Source organism: Emticicia aquatilis (assembly GCF_014644295.1).
GTDB classification, from domain to species: domain Bacteria; phylum Bacteroidota; class Bacteroidia; order Cytophagales; family Spirosomataceae; genus Emticicia; species Emticicia aquatilis.
On sequence record NZ_BMKK01000005.1, the window covers coordinates 157,568 to 178,044 of the forward strand.

12 protein-coding genes are annotated in these 20,477 nt (G+C 37.2%); 5 read left to right on the forward strand and 7 right to left on the reverse strand.

The features are described 5' to 3' along the window. Positions 1 to 33: 33 nt before the first annotated feature. Positions 34 to 1,215 carry an ATP-binding protein gene (locus IEX65_RS13290; protein WP_188766569.1) on the forward strand — a complete coding sequence of 394 codons (1,182 nt, stop codon included), beginning with the start codon at positions 34 to 36 and terminating at the stop codon, positions 1,213 to 1,215. Then, positions 1,208 to 3,178 carry an ATP-binding protein gene (locus IEX65_RS13295; RefSeq protein WP_188766570.1) on the forward strand — a complete coding sequence of 657 codons (1,971 nt, stop codon included), beginning with the start codon at positions 1,208 to 1,210 and terminating at the stop codon, positions 3,176 to 3,178. The genes IEX65_RS13290 and IEX65_RS13295 overlap by 8 nt, the downstream gene beginning before the upstream one ends. 298 nt (positions 3,179 to 3,476) lie before the next feature. On the opposite strand, the gene IEX65_RS13300 is transcribed toward IEX65_RS13295, so the two are convergent. From IEX65_RS13300 to IEX65_RS13320, 5 genes are all read right to left on the reverse strand, one after another. Then, entirely contained in the window at positions 3,477 to 5,891 is a 2,415-nt protein-coding gene (locus IEX65_RS13300) for an ABC transporter permease (RefSeq protein ID WP_188766571.1), read from the reverse strand. Positions 5,892 to 6,021: 130 nt separating this feature from the next. After that, positions 6,022 to 8,427, reverse strand: coding sequence for an ABC transporter permease (locus tag IEX65_RS13305; RefSeq protein ID WP_188766572.1), 2,406 nt, complete (start codon positions 8,425 to 8,427; stop codon positions 6,022 to 6,024). A gap of 85 nt (positions 8,428 to 8,512) precedes the next feature. Further along, on the reverse strand, positions 8,513 to 10,879 hold the full coding sequence (locus tag IEX65_RS13310) for an ABC transporter permease (protein WP_188766573.1): 2,367 nt from the start codon (positions 10,877 to 10,879) through the stop codon (positions 8,513 to 8,515). Positions 10,880 to 10,883: 4 nt separating this feature from the next. After that, positions 10,884 to 11,474: a class I SAM-dependent DNA methyltransferase gene (locus IEX65_RS13315; RefSeq protein WP_188766574.1), complete on the reverse strand. Its 591-nt coding sequence runs from the start codon at positions 11,472 to 11,474 to the stop codon at positions 10,884 to 10,886. Continuing rightward, on the reverse strand, positions 11,467 to 13,908 hold the full coding sequence (locus IEX65_RS13320; protein ID WP_188766575.1) for an ABC transporter permease: 2,442 nt from the start codon (positions 13,906 to 13,908) through the stop codon (positions 11,467 to 11,469). Before IEX65_RS13320 ends, IEX65_RS13315 begins: the two co-directional genes overlap by 8 nt. 433 nt (positions 13,909 to 14,341) lie before the next feature. Between IEX65_RS13320 and IEX65_RS13325 the strand changes: the two genes are divergently transcribed. After that, positions 14,342 to 15,259, forward strand: a complete 918-nt coding sequence (locus IEX65_RS13325; protein ID WP_229250670.1) for an alpha/beta hydrolase — start codon at positions 14,342 to 14,344, stop codon at positions 15,257 to 15,259. A gap of 121 nt (positions 15,260 to 15,380) precedes the next feature. Here IEX65_RS13325 and IEX65_RS13330 read toward each other — a convergent pair whose 3' ends face one another. After that, positions 15,381 to 17,813 carry an ABC transporter permease gene (locus IEX65_RS13330; RefSeq protein WP_188766576.1) on the reverse strand — a complete coding sequence of 811 codons (2,433 nt, stop codon included), beginning with the start codon at positions 17,811 to 17,813 and terminating at the stop codon, positions 15,381 to 15,383. 281 nt (positions 17,814 to 18,094) lie between these two features. Here IEX65_RS13330 and IEX65_RS13335 point away from each other — a divergent pair, with 281 nt between their 5' ends. Together IEX65_RS13335 and IEX65_RS13340 are read left to right on the forward strand one after the other, a co-directional pair. Further along, on the forward strand, positions 18,095 to 18,466 hold the full coding sequence (locus IEX65_RS13335) for a BlaI/MecI/CopY family transcriptional regulator (protein ID WP_188766577.1): 372 nt from the start codon (positions 18,095 to 18,097) through the stop codon (positions 18,464 to 18,466). Next, positions 18,463 to 19,860, forward strand: coding sequence for a M56 family metallopeptidase (locus IEX65_RS13340; RefSeq protein ID WP_188766578.1), 1,398 nt, complete (start codon positions 18,463 to 18,465; stop codon positions 19,858 to 19,860). Before IEX65_RS13335 ends, IEX65_RS13340 begins: the two co-directional genes overlap by 4 nt. A gap of 167 nt (positions 19,861 to 20,027) precedes the next feature. Here IEX65_RS13340 and IEX65_RS13345 read toward each other — a convergent pair whose 3' ends face one another. After that, positions 20,028 to 20,477, reverse strand: coding sequence for a YHS domain-containing (seleno)protein (locus tag IEX65_RS13345; protein WP_188766579.1), 450 nt, complete (start codon positions 20,475 to 20,477; stop codon positions 20,028 to 20,030).

Here is a 20,477-nt window from a genome sequence, read left to right on the forward strand (position 1 = left end):
AACTTATTTTTGCAATAAAAAAAATGCAAAATTATGAAACTGAGTATTGGTAAAACCGCAACTGGTGATAATTTTTTCTTGAGAAATGATGTAGTGCATGAAATTTATGAAGCACTCGAAGAAGGTAACAACTTATTGCTATCTGCTCCAAGACGAGTTGGAAAAACTTCAATTATCCATTTCATTAAAGATAATCCTGCTGAAGAATATTACTGTGTATATGTTGATACTGAGGACGTTAGTGATAGTCAGACGTTTTTCAAAGTTTTACTAAAAGCTATTTTTGATGTTGAAAATAAGAGTCGATTTTTGAAAAGCATGGCGAATGCTGGCAAAAAAATTAAGGGATTCTTAGAAAAGATTGATAATGTAGATATTGGTGGAGTGTTTTCGATTGATTTCAATGAAAAAGCAGATGATAAGCAAGATTATTATGAGAAATTTAAAGAGTTTTTAGAAAAAGTAGATTTAGATAATCGAAAAATCTTGCTGATGATTGATGAATTTCCTGTTACGATTGAACACATTCGAGATGAACAAGGCGAGCAAGCTGCAAAAAACTTTCTGAAACAAAACCGAGCAATCAGACAAAACCCTGCTTTGGCTCAAAAAATAAAATTCATTTATACAGGTTCAATCGGCTTACTTTCGGTCGTAAAAAGGCTCAATGCTACGGCCGATGTAAATGACATTCAGACTTATAAACTTCGTCCGCTTTCGCTGAAAGATGGTCTTCAACTGGCCAAAACCTTACTTCAAAACTATCAGATTGAAGCCTCGGACGAGATTTTAAAACATCTACTACAAGATAAAATCGAGTGGCTGATTCCATTTCATATTCAATTGGCTATCAAAGAAATCCGTGATTTATATCGAAATGAGCCAAGCGAAATTGATGAAAAATTTATTGAAAAGGCATTCAATGAGTTGATTCTCAATGGCAATATTTACCTTGACCATTATCGTGGCCGACTTAACCAAGTTTTCAATAGAAACGAACTGGATTTGGTAAAAGAAATGATGAGCAAACTCGCTGATAATCAATCGGTTGATGAATTAGTTTTGTATGATTTAGCGGTCAAACATCAACTCGAAAATTCTTTCAAAAATATACTTCTTACGCTCGAATATGACGGTTATATTGCCGAAGTAGCCGACAAAAAATGGCGGTTTTATTCTCCAATTCTTAAAAAATGGTGGTCGAAAAATGTCTGACAGAAAACTAAAATACTTATTTAATCCTGACCAAAAAGACCCCAAAACGCTTAAAGCGGAGTTTGTGGTTAGGACTGCCATTTTTGAGCAGATTTTCGCTGATATTCAGGAAGATACGATGCAAAATCCGCCTCAACATTATATGCTGCTGGGGCAACGTGGCATGGGAAAAACCACCATGCTTTTGCGGCTGAAATATGCAGTATTAGATGACGAAAAACTGAGTAAATGGCTTTTGCCTATTTTATTCAACGAAGAGCAGTATTCTATGCCCGATTTGGCTTCATTTTTTGAGCATATAGCAAAACTTTTAGCCGAAGACCACCCAGCTTATGAAAGCCTTTTGGAAGAAATGCGAAAACATGAATTTGAGGCAGATTACGACCAAAAAGCATTTGAAGTTTTGGTGGAATATCTGAAAAAAAACGAACAGAAAATCATTGTTTTCCATGATAATTTTGGTCAGTTTTTGGAGAAAATCGGTAAAACCGCTACTCATCGCCTGCGAAATATTCTGATGAATTCGCCTTATATCAGGCTCATTGGTGCATCAGCTACGCTACTTGAGCATACTTTCGACTATAAAGAGCCTTTCTTTGACTTCTTTTATCAGATTAGGCTCAAAGGCATGACTGCTGATGAAACAATTTTGCTTTTTGAAAAATTAGCCGAAAACGAAGGAAAAGCTGAGTATTTTGCCGAAATCTTGAAAACCGAACGCCCACGCATTGAGGTAATGCGGAAGCTATCGGGTGGAGTGATACGCACAATGGTGATGCTTTTTGATGTCTTTATAGATAACGAAAAGCAAGATAGTTTCAAAGATTTGGAGGCGATTTTAGATAGAGTAACGCCACTTTACAAGCACCGAATGGACGATTTGAAACCCCAACAACAACTCATTGTTGATGCGGTAGCGAGAGCTTGGGATGCAGTAACGGTAAGCGAAATTGCCGAGCTGGCACGCTCAGAAAGACAAGGCTTGAAAACCAATCAAATATCGGCTCAACTCAAGCAATTAGTTGATAACCAAGTGATTGAAATAGAACCACGCACCACAGGACGCACGCATTTATACCGCCTACAAGAGCGTTTCTTTAATATTTGGTACTTGATGCGTTACTCAACCCGACAAGATAAACAGCGGGTGATTTGGTTGGTGCGTTTCTTAGAAGGCTGGTGCAATACCAAAGATTTAAAACAACTTTTTGAACGCTTTGATAATAATTTAGAAAAAGGCACTTACGAACTAAGTACTGTTTTTGATAGAGCTTTGGCTTATTCGATGGTGGAAAATGATGAGGTTTTAGGCGAAAAAATAAGAGTTTTAAGCAATGCTATCTTTTATCTACTTGAAAAGCAGGGAAATGAAAGCGATATTTTTATATTAAAAAATAGATTTGATGAGATTAGTACTGATATTGAGTTAAAATCTTTTTTTGGAATAAGAGAAGGAGTTAAAAATAACATTATGCGTATTTATTCTTTGTACAGTGTTGAAAAAGATTCCTTCATCAAAGAGTTTTTATCAATTATTGTCTTTACCATATATGACTATTTAAATGATGAGTATTCTCCTAAAAAGGAAAATATCCAAGAAGTAAACTTTGAATTAGTTCTATGCGATTCAATAATAAATATTCTAATTAATAATATTGAAGAGGGAATAGAGGATTTAGAGCATATTATTCATATTTATCAATATAACTATAGTAAATTAAGTGAAATATTAATCTCTCAATTGCTATTATTGCTAATTGCGAAAAAGCAATTACACACACCTTACAAACTATTTCGAGAGCATCCAGAATTGACGCAACAACTCAAACCCATCTACTACCTAACAATGGAATATTTAAAAGATGAATATCCAAATGATTATTTGAAGGCTGGTGAAGAATTGAGAGAAACTATTGAAGAATTGAAAGAAAGAGTGAAATGGTTTGAGGAGAATTTGAGTTGATTTATGGGATATTTTCACTATTAAATTATTCAAATTCTTAGTCCATAGGACTTCCATATCGGTAGTAAAAGTGGTTAGGCTATTTTTCAGAATGCCGTAGGTATTCAACCCTTTTGCTTATTTGTTGAATACCTACGGCATTCTTGTTATACTCTTCGGTTTTATGCTACCGATATAAAAGTCCTACGGACTATGTAGCTTTGGATGTATATCAGCTTTTTAAAATTTAATTGGGAAATTTCTGTTAAATAATTTCGATAGGATAGATTTTACAAAACCTATCCTATCGAAAATCAATTCACTCCACCTTCAAACTCTTCACAGGATTCATCAAAGCGGCTTTTAGGGTCTGAAAACCTACTAAAAATAAAACTACAAGCGTAAACAAAAGCCCAACCGTAGCAAACATAAACCACGTAATATCAACTCGATACGAGTAGTTTTCTAACCATTTTTGCATACCCATGAGCGTAAACGGCAATGAAATAATAACCGCTATAAGCATCAAAACCAAGAATTCTTTCATAAACAAAAGCATGATGCTCCAACTTGATGCACCAAGCACTTTTCTGATGCTTAATTCTTTGGTTCGTTTTATGATATTGAGTGAAACCACACCCAAGATTCCGAGTAAAACTATGATGATTGATAGTACAGTGGCTACTCGTGAGGCTTGTTTAAGCTGAATTTCGGACTGATACAAAGTCTGGAGAGTATCATCAACAAATGTGTATTCAAAAGGAGCATTTGGCATGAGTTGTCGCCATTTCGACTCGATGGCGGTCATTGATTCGCTCAAATTTTGTGATTGAATTTTGAAGGATAAATAGCGATAAAAATTATTGTCTCGCACGTGCATGAAAGCTATCGGCCCAATGGTTTTGTGCATCGACTCGAAATGAAAGTTTTTGCAGATACCAGCAATCGTAAAAACAGCGGGCGAAGCGTGCATTCTAATCTTTTGCCCTAAAGCATTGGCTGGAGTTTTAAAACCCAAAGATTTTGCTGCTTCTTCGTTTAAAACTATCTGATTTGCTTGAAAATTGCTATTTTTTGCTTGAAAAAACTGTCCTTCGAGCAATGGAATTTGGTAAGTTTCGGCATATTTTTCGTCGGTTACGAGCGTGGGTGTATAAACTGCGAGGGTAGAATCTTGTCCCATTTTATAGATTCCGCTACTAAAGCCAAACGAACCATCGGGAATAATATACGATAAACTCACTTGTTTTACTTCTTTCAGTTTTGCCATTTCGTTGCGAATGGTTTCCATTTTTTCGACACCCGCAGGCGACCAATCTCGTGGTACTTTTATCGAAAAAACTGAGGCTTTGTTATAACCCAAATCTTTATTGAAAAAGTAATTGACTTGCTTTGAAATCACTGCCGCTCCACCAAACACAAAAAGTGCCACCGCAAACTGTGAAACAATGAGCATTCGGCGGAAAAAAACATTTTCTTTGACTGATTTTAGCTTGCCTTTCATCGAATCGACCGAGGGTAAAGTAGCCAACACAAAAGCAGGATACGCTCCTGATAATAAACCAATTACGAGAGCCAACACGAATGCAGCAAAGAAGAAAATCGGTGGTGCGGCAAATATCGAAATGATTTCTTTTTGTAAGATTTTTTCAAAAGAAGTACGTAGAATTTGGTAGAAAATCAGCGAAATAAATAGGCTGAAAACCGAAATAATGATTGATTCGGCCAAAAACTGACGTAAAACTTGCTGTTTGCTGCTTCCAAGCACTTTTCGGACACCAATTTCTTTGAGTCGTGAAGAAGATGCTCCGATAGAAATATTTACAAAATTAACAATCGACATCAGCAAAATAAACACGCCCACGAGCGAAAGCGTACGGATGGTTTTCTTTACGACTCCGTTGTTGGCTTCTCGATATACATCTTTGAGTGGCACTAAATAAGTCGTCAGATTTTGGCTGATTTCGCTTGGCACGTTGGCCGCAATCAATTTGGCCAAAGGCTTTTCTAAATCTTCTTTCCGAACACCTTTTTGAAGTTCGAGATAATTGACAATGTAAGGATTATTCCAAGAATTATACTGCGTTCGTCCGAAGAAGTTGGCGTTGTTGAACGACATCAAAATTGGTTGTTCTTTGCCCGAATTTGTAAGATTTGTTATCGAATTATGGCGTAATTTGTCCAAAACGCCCGTAATCATAAATTCTTGTTTACCTCCAGAAAACGACTCAACCGTGAGCGAATTGCCCACCACATCGAGCATACCAAAGTATTTGATGGCTTGTTCAGATGAAATAACCATCGAATTGGGTTGTTTGAGAGCCGTTCGAGAATCACCATGCAGGAGAGCGAAACCGTACATATCCAGCATCGTAGAATCTCCCAACTGAACACTTTCACGGAAAACTTTATCGCCTTTCGAGACAACCGTAGTAACGCCATCGAATCGGTAAAAGTTGGCCACTAAATTGGGATAATTTTCTTTTATTGCTTGCCCCAAAGCTCCCAATGTAGCAATCTCAACTCCCATGTTTTCTTTCTTCCACTTACTCTGAATCATGTATTGGTTTTCTACATTTTTCAAAGTGGAATTGACCTTCAATTCGCCCCAAACATAGCTGCCGATGAGCAATGCAAAGGTGATTCCGACCGATAGGCCAAAGATGGTTATTGCTGAATAAAACTTGCGTTTGGCGAGGTTACGCCAAGCTATTTTTAGGTAGTTTCTTAACATTTTCGTAGCGTATTAGAATGAAAATATTAATTTACGATGTTATCGTGAAACTACTGTTTTGTTTAACCATTTTTAACATTTTTGGGGCATTGCGAGTAGCCCACAATTTCCCAATAACTAATCTCTCTCTTTATTCTATTTTCAAGCTTTTTACTGGGTTAGTCAAAGCGGCTTTGATTGCTTGATAACTCACTGTAAGTAAGGCGATTGCACAAACCAATAATCCAGAAACAGCAAATATCCACCATTTCATTTCGATTTTATAGACAAAATCTTGCAACCACTGGTTCATAAAATAATAGGCAATAGGTGCAGAAATAATAAAGGCAATAATGATTAGTTTTAAGAAGTCTTTTGATAGCATGGCTGCAATACTGGTGACTGATGCTCCCAATACTTTTCGGATACCGATTTCTTTGGTACGAACCTCAGCCGAAAAAGTGGCCAAGCCAAATAGCCCCAAACAAGCAATCAGAATAGCAATGCCCGACGTAAAATTGAGTACTTGTTTCCATCTGAGGTCATCGGCATATTTTTCCATTCTGAAATCTTCCAGAAACTGATACTCAATTGGTAAATAAGGCACAAATTTCTTATAGACTTTCTTGATACTCTCTACGGCGGCTTGTTGTTGATTATCAGCTATTTCTACATGAATACAACCAGCTTGCCCACGAGTATCTAAACCCCAGACAATAGGCTTGATGTTTTCTTTGAAAGAGGCATAATGAAAGTCTTTCACAATGCCAACGATATTCATAGCAGTACCTTGTTGAGTAATTTTTACCGTAAAAGGGTCTTTGCCTTTCGGAACATATTTTTTCACAAAAGACTCATTGACAATAATATTTGAAACTGTATCTAAAGCATATTTTGATGATAAATATCGGCCTTTGAGCAAAGGGATTTGCAAAAGTTGAAGATGATTTTCGTCAATGTGTTCATAATAAGTATATTCGGTTTTTGTACCTTCTACTTCATACATTGTGCTGTTCCAATCACCAGATTTTGCTGAAACTTTCTTAACCAACGGAAGTTGACTTAGCTCATGTTTAAGTTTTGGCGAAAGCGTTGCTATTTGTTCCCAAGGCAGCCAAAAACGTAGAATATTGTTTGTTTTATAACCCAATTCTTTATTGGCGATATAATCAAACTGCCTTGAAACTACAATGGTGGCTGTAATCAGCACTCCTGCCATTACAAACTGAAAAACAATGAGGGCTTTTCGGAAAGTTTGTCCACTCGAAAACTTCAATTGACCTTTTAGGCTTTTTATGGGTTGAAAACGTGCCATTATGATGGCGGGATAGAACCCCGCAAGCACCGAAACCAAAATAATGATTCCGACAAAAATAGAAATCGACTGAATAGAAAATAGATTTCTTAGTTCGAGATGCTTGTTGGTAAGTTCGCTAAAACTTGGCAAAAATGCTTGAGCAAAAAATACAGCAGGAATAGCTGCCAAGAACGTTAGTAAAAACGATTCGCCTAAAAATTGTAATAATAATTGTTGATTGGTACTCCCATTAGTTTTGCGGATTCCGATTTCTTTGGTGCGTTTGAGCGAGCGTGCAAGTGTAAGATTAATAAAGTTGATGCAGGCAATAATCAGCACCAATAGTGCTACTGCTGAAAGAATTTTGGGATACCGAATATCAGACCAATATTCTAAGCCATTGGTGGCATAATATTCGGGGTCGAGGTGCATTCGGTAGAAAGGTTGAAGCAAAAACTTAGCATCATATTTCGATAAATGAGGTGAGTCTTTTTTCGATTGAGTGATATACTTTTCGCTAACTTTAGCCATTTTCTTTTCTACTAAGTCAATATTAGCCTTTTCATCGACCCATAAAAAAGTGTTTAGGCTGGCATTATACCAACTTTCTTGGTTGGCTCTTTGTTGAGGGTCTTTAGGTATGATATGCTCAATAGATAGCAGTAAATCGAACTGTATTGACGAATTTTGAGGAATATCTTTCAACACGGCAGCCACCACAAACGGCTTAAAATCACTGCCCTCATCTCCGATATTCAGCACTTTTCCGATAGCAGATTCAGCACCAAAATATTTTTCTTTTACTTTCTGACTAATTATTACGTTGTTCTGGTCGGTCAATGCTTGGCTTTTACTACCTTCTATTACTTCAAACGAAAACATTGAGAGTATCGAAGGGTCGGCGTACATAAGTTTTTCTTTTATACCTTCATTGCCTTTCTGCACGAGGGTATTCCAGCCATTTTTAAAACGACAAAAATCTTTAATTCCTGGCACTGCATCTTTAAAGGCTTTTCCTTGTGGTAGGCCTGTATTGCCCATTTTCCCTTCATTTCCATCTGCATCTTTTACGTTTTGTACCAAACGATAAATCTGATTACCTTTTTCGTGGAATCTATCAAACGATAAATCATCACTCACATACAGCGATACCAATAGCATTACGGTCAAGCCGAGCGTTAGGCTGACAATGTTTACTAATGAATAAATCTTGTTTTTTACAAGACTTCTGATGGCGATTTTTAGGTAATTGCGTATCATATCGTCGAGTCGCCCTTACTGGGAATTTAGGTGAATAATATCTTTAGAATCTGTATATTCAATCTGGTTTCAAACTCAAAAAATGTTAATCCGCCCTCAAGCTCTTCACTGGATTCACAGCAGCGGCTCGCATAGCGTAATAACCGATTGTGAAGGTGGCAACAGCAAATATCGAAAGAAAAAATACGCCCATCAAACCTGCATTGAGTCCTGCATAAAAGGTAAATAAATTATCCAAAGCCCAGTTTTCGGCAAGGCCAATTGGAATCGCTATAACACCCGCCCAAATGAGCAATTTCATAAAACTCCACGACAAAATTTTCACAATTTCCCAAACCGATGCTCCCATTACCTTACGAATCCCGATTTCCTTGATACGTTTTTCGGTGCTATACGTAACCATTCCCAGTAAGCCCATTACGGCAATGACAATGATTACCAGTGCTGCCATGCCCATCATTTTCATGTCTTCGGCTGGATAGTAGCGTTCGTAAAGGTCTTGTTCAAACCACGAATAACCCATTTGCTGATAAGGATAGTGTTTCTTCCAAATGCTTTGCATTTCGGCCAGAAATGTTTCTTTGGGGGCCTTAGCATTGGTTCTGATTGCCATTACAGCAAACTGAGCAGGGTTATATTGAAAAACTACAGGTTGTTTTTCAAATTGATAATTGAAATGACAGAAATCTTTGACAATCCCCACAATTTGCGATGCCGTAGCCGAATTATTCAAAAAAACAGCTTTGCCAATGGCCTCTTGTGGTGTACCTAAACGCAGCCTTTCGACGGCACGCTCATTGAGCAAAACAAAGTTTGTAGCAGAGTCGGACTTAGAAACCGGTAAGTTATTTCCTGCCAAAATCGTTAGCTGCATATTGTCAATAAAATTGGCATCGGCAGCATAATAATACGAAGCTATGTTTTCGTCTTTGGGTTTTGATTTAATGGCATATTCGGTCGAGATTCCGCCAAAAGGCACAGAGACCATTCCTATTTTTTCGACATTTTTATTGGCTGCAATTTCATCTACCAGCAGAGCATGGTTTTTATCGGAAAGTGACATGTTGAAAATGCCTTTTCGATTAAAATTATCGTTTTCGGTAGCCATGTACTTAAACTGATTGTAGAAATGCCCCATAAAAAAGATGAAGCCCAGCGATACCACAAACTGTATGACTATCAACACTTTACGAAAACCTATTTTCCCAAATGTTGCTGGCAAAATGTTTCCTTTCAATACTTTTACAGGCTGAAAACTTGATAAAATCCAAGCTGGCAAACTGCCCGCCAAAACACCCACAAACAACGTAAAGACTATAAAAGCACACCAAATGAGTGTTTGATTTTCTACCTCCCAAGTTACCCAATTGATATGAATGGATGATTTCAGTATTTGTAAAATTGCAACCCCAACCAAGAGTGAGAAAAAGGCAATCAGAATTGCTTCGGCAATAAATTGGAGTATTATTTGGCTTCGCAAAGCTCCCATAACTTTACGCACACCTACTTCTTTAGAGCGACTCAGCGACCTTGCCAAAGTAAGGTTGGTGTAATTGAAACCAGCCAAAAGCAAAATCATGAACGGAATAGTAAAATTGAAGTAAATCTCCTGTAAATCATCTACATAAGGGTTGTAGCGGAGGTCTTCGGTGCTGGGTGAAATATCGGCTAAGGCTTGCTTACGAAAACTATTGGTCTTTTTGGCTGATGAAAGAAAAGTATTGGTTTTCTTCGAGATTTCTACCAAAGCTAAATCGAGTGCTTGTGGTTGGGCATTAGGGGCAAGTTTTACGAATGTGTGAGTTTCTAATTTTGCCCATGAACTTGGTTTTAGTTGGTCGGCATTGAATTTTTCGTAAGTAGCCATTGATACCATCACATCGCTACGAAACTGCGTACCTCTTTTGAATGGCTTTAAAACACCTGTAATCTTGAACGAACCATAAGTTGGGTGTGTCAGGAATTGCCCGATTGGATTGGCATCATTAAAAAACTTTTGGGCAGTTTCTTGGCTCAAAATCAAGCTATTAGGCTCGGTAGGAATAGAACCTTTGGCCAAGCGAAAACCAAACATCTCAAAAAAAGTTGGTTCAACGTAAATCGTGTTTACATGAATATTCTTCAGTCGATTATTTAATTCCCAGCCAAATTGACGCACGACTTTTGTTGATTTTTCGACCGAAGTATAGTTATTTCGCAAATTATCAGCCAATAAATAAGGCGATGAAGCATAATGCGACACACCATTTTCGTTGCTTTTTTCGTCGGTAATGATTCTGAAAATTTTATCAGAATTTGGGTGAAAATTATCAAACTCAAACGACCCTTGTAGCTGCATCAAAGCCATGAGAGCAAATGGAATAGCCAAGCCCAAACCCATGATGTTGATGAATGAAAAAAGCTTGTTTTTCCAAAGATTTCTGAATGCTATTTTTAAGTAATTGCGTATCATAATTTTATCGTTTTTGGGCCAAAACCACTAATCCTCGGTCGGTATCTTTTTCCTTATAATCTTTGTACATATAAATCAACTCAAGCCCGTTTTCTTCGAGCAATACCTTGATTTTTTCTTTAGGAATGGCACTGTAATAAAATTCCTCTCCCCTCATTGGGTTGGTGTGTTCGTCGTCAACATCGCCATGAGTAAAGAGCAAATAGCCACCCGAATTGAGCATTTGAGCTACTTTTGGGTAAATTAATTCTTGACTTTTTTTCGGAAAATGGAAGAAAGAATCCCAAGCCAAAATGCCATCGAAAGTTTCTTGTGGCTGGAAATCAAAAAAATCTGAAACCATAAACTGAGCATTCGGAATTTGATGCGAAAGAGCAATCTCAATCATTTTTTCAGCCGCATCAATTCCCGTAACGAGGATTTCTTTTTCGGCTAAAAAACGTGCTACTGGTACGCCCGTTCCGCAACCCACATCTAAGACTTTCGCTTGTGGATGTAGCTTTTCAGCAAAATCAATAATGAGCTGACTAACAAACGATTCGTTGCGGTAGTCAGCCCAAATATTGGCTATTTTATTATATGATTCTTTATTCACTTTTTAGACTTTTCACTGGGTTCATCAAAGCGGCTCTTATTGCTTGATAACTCACTGTCAATAAGGCAATTATCACAGCTACGCAACCAGCCAGTGCGAAGATTTGCCAGCCAATATCAATGCGATATTCAAAATCTGTGAGCCATTTATCCATTGCGTAATAGGCTATTGGTGAGGCAATTACGATAGCGATTGCCACCAAAATCAAAAACTCTTTTGATAGCAACATCACTAAACTCGGAATACTCGCACCCAACACTTTACGGATGCCAATTTCTTTGGTGCGGCGGGAAATCATCATGATAGCAATCGCAAACAAGCCCATGCACGAAAGTACAATAGCCAAAACTGCCGCACTCATAATTATCTGTGAAAAACGCTCTTCTTTTTTATACTGATTATTGGTGTTTTCGTCTAAAAATGAGCCTTGAAACTCAGATTTTGGGGCAATTTCTTTGAAAGTTTTCGCCAATAAATCCATTGTTTCTTTTGGTGCGGCATTAGGTGCTATTTTTACGAATACATAATTATATCCAAAATCGTTTTGCAAGAAGAAAGTCATTGACTTGATTTTATTTTTAAGCGACTCGAAGTGATAATCTTTCACAACCCCCACAATTGTTCGGCCTAAACTATCACCCAGCGGAATATTTTTACCAATCGCAGCGGCTACCGTAGGCTTATTGAAACCCAGTTCTTTGGCCATTGTTTCGTTAATGACAATACTACGTGATTTATCAGAAGGAAATTCACGGGCGAAATCTCGACCAGTTTCCAAAGTCAAACCCAGCGTTTTTATATAATCATAATCAACATTTAAGCCACTTGTGTGATAGGTTTTTCCTTCTAATTCAAAACCATAACCCGACTGCGACATTGAATTATCTTTTCCTCTACCTACATTAATATCAGCCCCAGTTATACTGACAATTTGTGGTTGATTAGCCAATTTATTACGCATGAAATCAAGCACTTTGGTGCCTTGATTTCCATGCCCAACAGGAATACTTATCACTTGTGTTTCGTCGAAACCCAAAGGTTTATTTCGCAAGAAATCAATCTGATTCCAGATAATTATCGTACTGCTAATCAGCATAATAGCTATACTAAACTGCACGATAATGAGCGTATTTCGTAGGCCGCCCGATTTGGTGTTTACTTTCAGTTTTCCCTTCAAAACCTCAATAATATTAAACTTCGACACAACTAAAGCAGGATAACCACCCGCAATGAGCGTAATGCCCAGAAAACTGGTAATCAGTACGAGAGCCGTGGCTGGATTTAATAAACTTTGTAGTGAAATAGTGCTGCGGAAAAGGGAATTGTAAGTCGGCATCGTAAGTGTTGCCAACAAGCTACCAATCACAAATCCGATAATACAAAGAATGAAGGCTTCGCCCCAAAACTGCCCCAAAATCTGGTTTTTGACAGCTCCAAGTGCCTTACGCATACCCACTTCTTTCGCTCTTTCAAGCGAGCGGGCGATGGATAAGTTAATGAAATTGATGCAGGCAATTAACACAACCAAAACGCTGATAATCAATAACATATATGGATACATTTTATCCATCACCAACAAGCCTCCTGTGTGTTTCATAAAATGTTCATCAAGCAAAGGCATGGTTTTTATACTAAAAACCTCGGCACGCTCATCGGGTTTGCCACCTTCTTTTTTGATTTGGTCAATTGTACTTTTATAATATTTTTGCGTAAAAGGCTTGAGTTTTTTCTCGAAAGTTTCTTGGCTGATATTTTCGGCCAACTGAATATACAAATGATGGTTTTGATTATCCCATTCTTCTTTATTTTCTTGATACGAAGGATTGTTTTCAAAACGAATCATCATTTCACTTTCAATTGTCGAATTTTCGGGGGCATTTGCAATTACCCCTGCCACTATAAAAGCTTCTATTTTTTCACCAAAATTCAGATTTATTGTTTGTCCAAGTGGCTCACTGCTACCGAATAGCTTTTCGGCGGTTGATTGATTGATAACAACACTTTTCAAATCATTTAAGGCCGTGTTAGGATTTCCTTTTAGCATTTCAAACGAAAACATTTTCAGGAAATCAGCATCGACATAATTGAGGGATTGGTCTAAGGTTTTATCGCCCTGCACCACCTGCACACCGCTATCCATGATGCGAGAAATATGCTTGATTTCTGACTTAAAATCGGCTTTTAAAGCTGGGGTCAATGGTGCGGGCATTGATGTACCCATGCGTGTGCCATCGGCCAAATTTAGTTTGAAAAACACCTTATAAAGATGCTCTTTGTTGGCTTGAAAATCATCGAACGAAAGTTCGAATCGGGCAGTCAGAAATAGCAACATCGCACTACCAAATGCGACAGAAAGTCCCACGATATTGATGAGGGCGTAAGCCTTGTTTTTCCAGAGATTTCGAAATGCGATTTTGAAGTAATTTCTTAGCATAGCTTTTTCATAATTTTGATAGTAATTCACTAATCTTGTGCCAAATTTGTAAATATCTAATAATCAAATAATTACAGTTGATTAAATCTAAAAAACTGTCCGAAAATGGACAGTTTTTGTACGACTTTGGACAAGTGTTGAATTAGATTTTCATTCATTATAGGTAAGTTTCAGCGGTTAATTTTCAGATAACAACTCTATTTATTTAGGAGTTACGCAAATTTTTTGAAAGAAGGTCATGGCTGAAGCCAATTAAGGTATCTAATTTTCTAACCCAGACTTAAAGCCATAAAAAGCAACTTAGGCTTCAGCCTTGACGTACGTTTAATCATAAAAAGATATTAAAAGAATAATATTTTTAAACGTGTCAAAAATACACTATATTTGAATTTTCAACTTTTAATTATATTTTATGTCAATAAAATTCAAAAAAATGAATAAAGCATTTTATATGCTTTGCCTTATGCTGTTTTCGACGGTTGTGATAGCTCAAGATGGCACTATTTACCCATTAGAAACACCCAAAGAACCCAACGCAATTCCGCTCGGAACTGGCGGTGTTGAAAATCAACCAGCCTCTGAAACTTGGTTTAAGCAATGGGGAGACCCTATGGCACGTAACATTACTAAGGCTACACTTACACCATTTTTACCAGCACCTGGCAAGGCAAATGGTGCGGCAGTAATAGTAGCTCCCGGTGGTGGATTTAGTTGGTTATCTTTGGGAAATGAAGGCTGGGAAGTAGCCGAAGCACTTGCCAAGCAAGGGTTTGCGGCTTTTGTTTTGAAATACAGACTAAACCCAACACCAGAAAAACTGGAAGATTTTACGGCATGGATGAATCGTCCTCGTACACCCGCTCCTGCTGCTGCTGACGCAAAACCTGCTGCTACTCCACCAGCACCGCAGCGTAACCTAAACAACCAGTTGGAAGATGCTGAAGCAGCTTATGCCATGATTCTTAAAAGGGCTGACGAATGGGGAGTTGATACTAAAAGAATTGGTATGATTGGTTTTTCTGCTGGTGCAGGATTAACCATGCACGCTACGCTGAATTCTAAAACTATGAAATTGGCATTTATTGGACCAATTTATGGTGGAATGGGGCCAGTGGAAGTACCTAAAAATGCACCACCGATGTTTAATGTGATAGCTTCCGACGATTTTCTTTTCAGAGGTCAGTTTGGCGTTATTGACTCATGGTTCAAAGCGGGTATTCCCGTAGAATTTCACCTTTATCAAAATGGTGGACATGGTTTTGGCCTCGGTAATCCAAATCGTACCAGCAATAAGTGGTTCGACGCCTTTATCCATTGGTTAGACGTGAACAAATTCACGGCGAAGCAATAATACTAAATAATTAAAATTTGGTAGGATTCAGAACAGATTCTACCAAATTTTAATGTTTGAGGTTGCAATTCTTATTAATCAATAAAATTAAAACCCGACATTTACATATCATTTAATTAAATCACTCCGTTTTCAAACTCTTCACAGGATTCATTGATGCTGCTTTGATGGCCTGATAACTTACAGAAACGACCGTGATGATAACCGCTAAAAGCCCCACTACCACAAAGTACCACCATTGAATGTCAATTCGGAATTTGAAATCTTGCAACCACTGGCTCATCAGATAATAGGCCGTCGGAAAGGCAATGAGCATCGAAAACAAGACCAATTTGATAAAGTCTTTTGATAATAGCCCAGTGATATTGGCCATTGTCGCTCCTAAAACTTTACGAATGCCGATTTCTTTGATACGTTGTTCGGCCACGAATGTTGCCAGTCCGAAAATTCCTAAACACGAAATAAAAATAGCCAGTATAGAAGAAATTCGATATAACAAACCAAGTTGTTGTTCGGCTTTATAGAAACCTTTGAGTTTATCTTCATAGAATGTGCCACCAAAAACCACTTCTGGAAAAACTTCATTATAAACTTTCTCGATTTTCTGCACACTCGCCGACAGATTTCCTGACGATAGTTTTACACCGCCTCGCCAATAGAATTTCGGCCCGATGGTTGTCAATAATGGAGCGATTTCATCTTTAGCAGAACCAACCTGAAAATCTCGCACCACAGCCACAATCGGATAAGGGTCCCAACCTCCAACTCGAATATTTTTCCCGATAGCTTCTTCGGGGTTTTTCACGCCCAACTTGCGTAGAAGAGTTTCGTTAACTACTATTTTTCGAAGTGTATCGGTACTGCTATATGGCTGACCAGCAATGACTTTAATACCATAAGTACTAAAATAATCGCCATCGGCAAATTTCATATTTACATTAAAATCGGCATCTTTTGGAGAATTATCATAAGCAAAATTTGCTTGCCAGTTATTATCAGATGAAGGCTCATCGTTTGATAAACTTACCGATTGAACTTCGGGAATTTGCTTGAGTTTTTCTTTGAAAGTCTGAAAACGGTTTTTGTATTCGGTATCGGTTCCAAACGTAAAGACGCCCTCTTTTTTATAACCAGTTTCCATTTTATCAATAAATCGCATCTGCTCGAAGTTGACCAACGTACCCAACATCATAATAATTGCGATAGAAAACTGAAAAACGATTAGCCCCTGACGAAGCGAAAGGCCTTTTGTCCAGCCCACTTTTACTTTTTGTCGAAAAGCATCTAAAGGTGTAAACGACGAAAGCACCAATGATGGATAAATACCCGAAAGCACATTGATAGCAACAAAAATAGTAAGCACGAACACCCATAGCATAGGCTCAGCAAATGGTTGAGCAGCCAATGGGTAATCAAACATGGTGTTTAGTAACGGCAATGACAAACGAGCAATCAATAAACCAATACTTATGGAGATACCCACCAAAACCATCGTTTCGGTCATGAATTGCTTGATTAGTTGACCATTGGCCGACCCAAGCGTTTTTCGTACACCAACTTCTTTGGCTCGTTTGCTGGCAATGGCAGTGCTGATATTAATAAAATTGATACAAGCCATGAAGATTATCAGTAGGCCTATCAGAGCAATACCTAAGATTTTCTTTTTCGAGACGATTCGGTCACTGTAATTACTGTATCGTTCATCGTAGTGCATATTTGAAATTGCACTGAGCGTATGTATTTTTTTATCATTGTCTTTTCTTGCTTCCCAGTGTTTTTTCGTAAAAACCTCCAGTTGCTGATTGGCTTGCTGTTCGGTGTAGTTTTCGGGTAAAACCACAAACAAATTATCCATGCTGCTTGTGCTTCCCCAATCATCGAATCTTCCGAAACCAAAATTGGCCGAGTTGCTTCGCTTGCTTGCATACGAAAACACCAAATTGGCAGGCAGGTCGGTATTGAGCGGAATATCCTCCAACACACCGACAACTTTTACTACTGTATTATTATTGTACTTTAAATATTGCCCAACGGCATCCTCATATTTATTGAAATACTTTTCGGCGTATTTTTTTGAAAGAACCACTACGTTTGGTTCGGCCAAAACTTTGGGCGAGCCAACGAGCCATTTAAAATCAAAAACCTCGAAAAACTCAGGCCCTGCACAAATCCCTTGGTTATCTTCGGTGTATTTGGTGCTGTTGGTATTGTTATTGGGGTCTTTGCCGAGTACCGTAATTTGTGGCTCAAGCGTACCACAAACAGGTACGATTTTCTCAAACTGAGGAATCTCTTGCTTGATGGCATCAATCATGGCCAATGATACACCAGAAGTATAATCAACGTTGCCATCATTCATTGTTACTTGTCGCACCACACGGTAAGTTCGGCTGGCTTTTGCGTGAAAACCATCAAAACTTAATTCGTAATGAATCAAAGCAAACAACAAAACGGCAGCAGCAACTCCCATAGCTAAACCAATGATATTGATTCCGCTATAAATTTTGTTTTTGAGGAGATTTCGAATAGCAATTTTAAAGTAATTTCTTAGCATAGCTTTTTCATAATTTATTATTGATTATCTAATGCTATGCCAAAATCATAATTCATTAATAATCAAACATTTATATTCTATATAGAACAAGAAACTGTCCATTTTCGGACATTTTTTGTACGACTTTGGACAAGTATTTTTATTAAAAAACACTTATAAATTCAAATTTGTGTGAAGCTTTTTTCTCTGTAATAAATTAAAGCTGAGAAAACCGTAAAAAAATTTGTGTTTTAAAATTTTTTTATTCTACATTTGTAGAATAAAATACACAAACATAGAATATGCAATTATCAAAATCAGAAGAGCAACTCATGGAGTATATCTGGCAGCATGAAGAAATATTCATGAAAGACCTATTGGAAATACTTCCTGAGCCTAAGCCTGCCCAAACCACCATTGCCACGCTATTGAAAAGAATGCAAGAAAAAGGCTTTGTGGGTTATAAGACCTTTGGCAATTCTCGACAATACTACCCAATCATCAAAAAAGATGATTATTTTTCAAAACACGTCAATGGTATGATTCAAAATTTCTTTGGCAATTCTGCCTTACAGTTTGCTTCTTTTTTTACGGCAAATACCAATTTGTCGGCCACAGAGTTGGAAGATTTAAAGAAAATGATTGATGAACAAATCAAACAGCAACAACAATGACAACTTACTTAATCAAAACGGTACTTTGTTCGGGTATCTTTTTGGCACTTTATGTATGGCTATTCGAGAACGAAAAAATGCACCAATTCAAGCGATTTTATTTGCTTGGAAGTTTAGTGATTTCGTTCTTGATTCCATTGATTGAAATCGAAACAGAACGCAGTATTTTGCCCACACAAATCATTGAGAATACGTTACAACTATCTGCTATTCAACAAGTTGAAGGTAACTCAACGAACTTACAACCAATTCAACCTGCTACTAACTACTTCACAAAAGAAAATATTTTTTTTGAAATCTATGTGCTTATTTCGGTGGTGATAGCGATTCGTTTTTTTAGAAATTTACTACTCATATTTTCCAGAAAAAACAATCAACAATTTATTGAATATCAAGGTATTAGAATAGCTTTAACCAACGATACCCAAACACCACACAGCTTTTTTTCTACTATTTTTCTGAATAAAAACGCCTATGAAAACGGCGAAGTTGCAAGCGAAATAATTGAACACGAATTGGCTCATATTCGGCAGAAACATTCGCTCGATATTTTGTTTTTTGAATTGTTATTTACAATAGTTTGGTTTAATCCATTTCTGTTTTTTTATGGTAAACTCATTCGCCTAAATCATGAATTTTTGGCTGATGAGGCAGTTTTGAATAAGTATAAAAACAAAACAAAGTACCAATATTTGCTGCTAAATACCATCGGTTTAAATCTATCAACGCCACTCACAAGTCAATTTAATTATTCATACACAAAAAAACGTTTCAAGATGATGAACATGCAACCAAACAAGAAAAAAGCTATTGTGCTACAAGTAGCTATTCTTCCATTTTTAGTGATTATGTCGTTGATGTTTGGCAAAATTAGTTTTGCTCAACAACCCAAAATCGAGCCGAAAGCTGCCATTCATAGCCAAAATGAGGCTTCGCAAGCTATTGTGAAAGAATATGAACAGCTTGTGAAAAAATATATGTCAACCTTTAAGAAAGACGAAACAGATAGAGCGAGATTAGAATTTCTTTTTCTAAGTATGAGTAAGGAGCAACAGGAAAAACAAGAGTTTATAATGATTCCGCCATTTCGACCTTTTGAAAAAAACACACCCACCGAAGCAGAATTTGAAGCTTATAAAAACCCAAAAGTTTATGGCATTTGGATGAATGATAAAAAAATAAAAAATTCAGATTTAGATAAATACAAAGCATCTGATATTTCTCTTGTTCTTGTGAGTAAACTTTACCCTAATGCCCAAAAAACGATTGGCTATAAATATAAATTTCAGGCAGATATGATGACAAACGAGTATTATGAAGCCTATAGAAAAGAAAGATTGGCAGATAAAAAGTATCGACTTGTAGGCAGTAAAACGTATATGAAAAAGAAGTAATAATGTAAAAATTAGGAATAGATGTTGTGCCATAACGTCTATTCCTAATTTAAAAACTCACTCACTCTTCAAACTCTTAACAGGATTCATTAAAGCGGCTTTATTAACTCTTGCATTTTACACTGGATACATAGAAACTTGCTACATCATTGAAAATACCTTTAAAATTAATCTTTAGAGTTTTTGATTAATGGCCAATAATCATTGGCTTTTTTGATTCGATTCGGAATGTCTTTTGTCCATAATTCCTTGACTTTTGGATTATAATTCAGATAAAGTTTTTCATCTACGATTGTCCAAGCATTGGGGTCGGTTGGGGATTTATGGTTTTCGCTGACACCATAAGCACAGAAACCTCCATACTGCGGGGCATACTTTTCAGGATTTGCCTTAAATAAAGCCAAATTTGTGTCGGAACTAAATTGCCATTTCACACCATTCCAATCAAAACTAAGGGTTTCTTTTCCTTTTACTGGCATATTATCCGTAAAATAAGCTACGGGGTCATAGCCATTGATGGCGACACCATTTTTTTGAAAAATTGTTTTTTCTTGAGCAAAAATACTTCCCGAAACAAAAACAAAGAGAATAATAAACTGACTGATTTTACTTTTCAT

Bases quoted from the DNA above. Each gene is read 5' to 3' on its own strand.
- IEX65_RS13290 (WP_188766569.1), top strand. From the start codon at position 34: ATGAAACTGAGTATTGGTAAAACCGCAACTGGTGATAATTTTTTCTTG.
- IEX65_RS13295 (WP_188766570.1), top strand. From the start codon at position 1,208: ATGTCTGACAGAAAACTAAAATACTTATTTAATCCTGACCAAAAAGAC.
- IEX65_RS13300 (WP_188766571.1), bottom strand. From the start codon at position 5,891: ATGTTAAGAAACTACCTAAAAATAGCTTGGCGTAACCTCGCCAAACGC.
- IEX65_RS13305 (WP_188766572.1), bottom strand. From the start codon at position 8,427: ATGATACGCAATTACCTAAAAATCGCCATCAGAAGTCTTGTAAAAAAC.
- IEX65_RS13310 (WP_188766573.1), bottom strand. From the start codon at position 10,879: ATGATACGCAATTACTTAAAAATAGCATTCAGAAATCTTTGGAAAAAC.
- IEX65_RS13320 (WP_188766575.1), bottom strand. From the start codon at position 13,908: ATGCTAAGAAATTACTTCAAAATCGCATTTCGAAATCTCTGGAAAAAC.
- IEX65_RS13325 (WP_229250670.1), top strand. From the start codon at position 14,342: ATGAATAAAGCATTTTATATGCTTTGCCTTATGCTGTTTTCGACGGTT.
- IEX65_RS13330 (WP_188766576.1), bottom strand. From the start codon at position 17,813: ATGCTAAGAAATTACTTTAAAATTGCTATTCGAAATCTCCTCAAAAAC.
- IEX65_RS13335 (WP_188766577.1), top strand. From the start codon at position 18,095: ATGCAATTATCAAAATCAGAAGAGCAACTCATGGAGTATATCTGGCAG.
- IEX65_RS13340 (WP_188766578.1), top strand. From the start codon at position 18,463: ATGACAACTTACTTAATCAAAACGGTACTTTGTTCGGGTATCTTTTTG.
- IEX65_RS13345 (WP_188766579.1), bottom strand. From the start codon at position 20,477: ATGAAAAGTAAAATCAGTCAGTTTATTATTCTCTTTGTTTTTGTTTCG.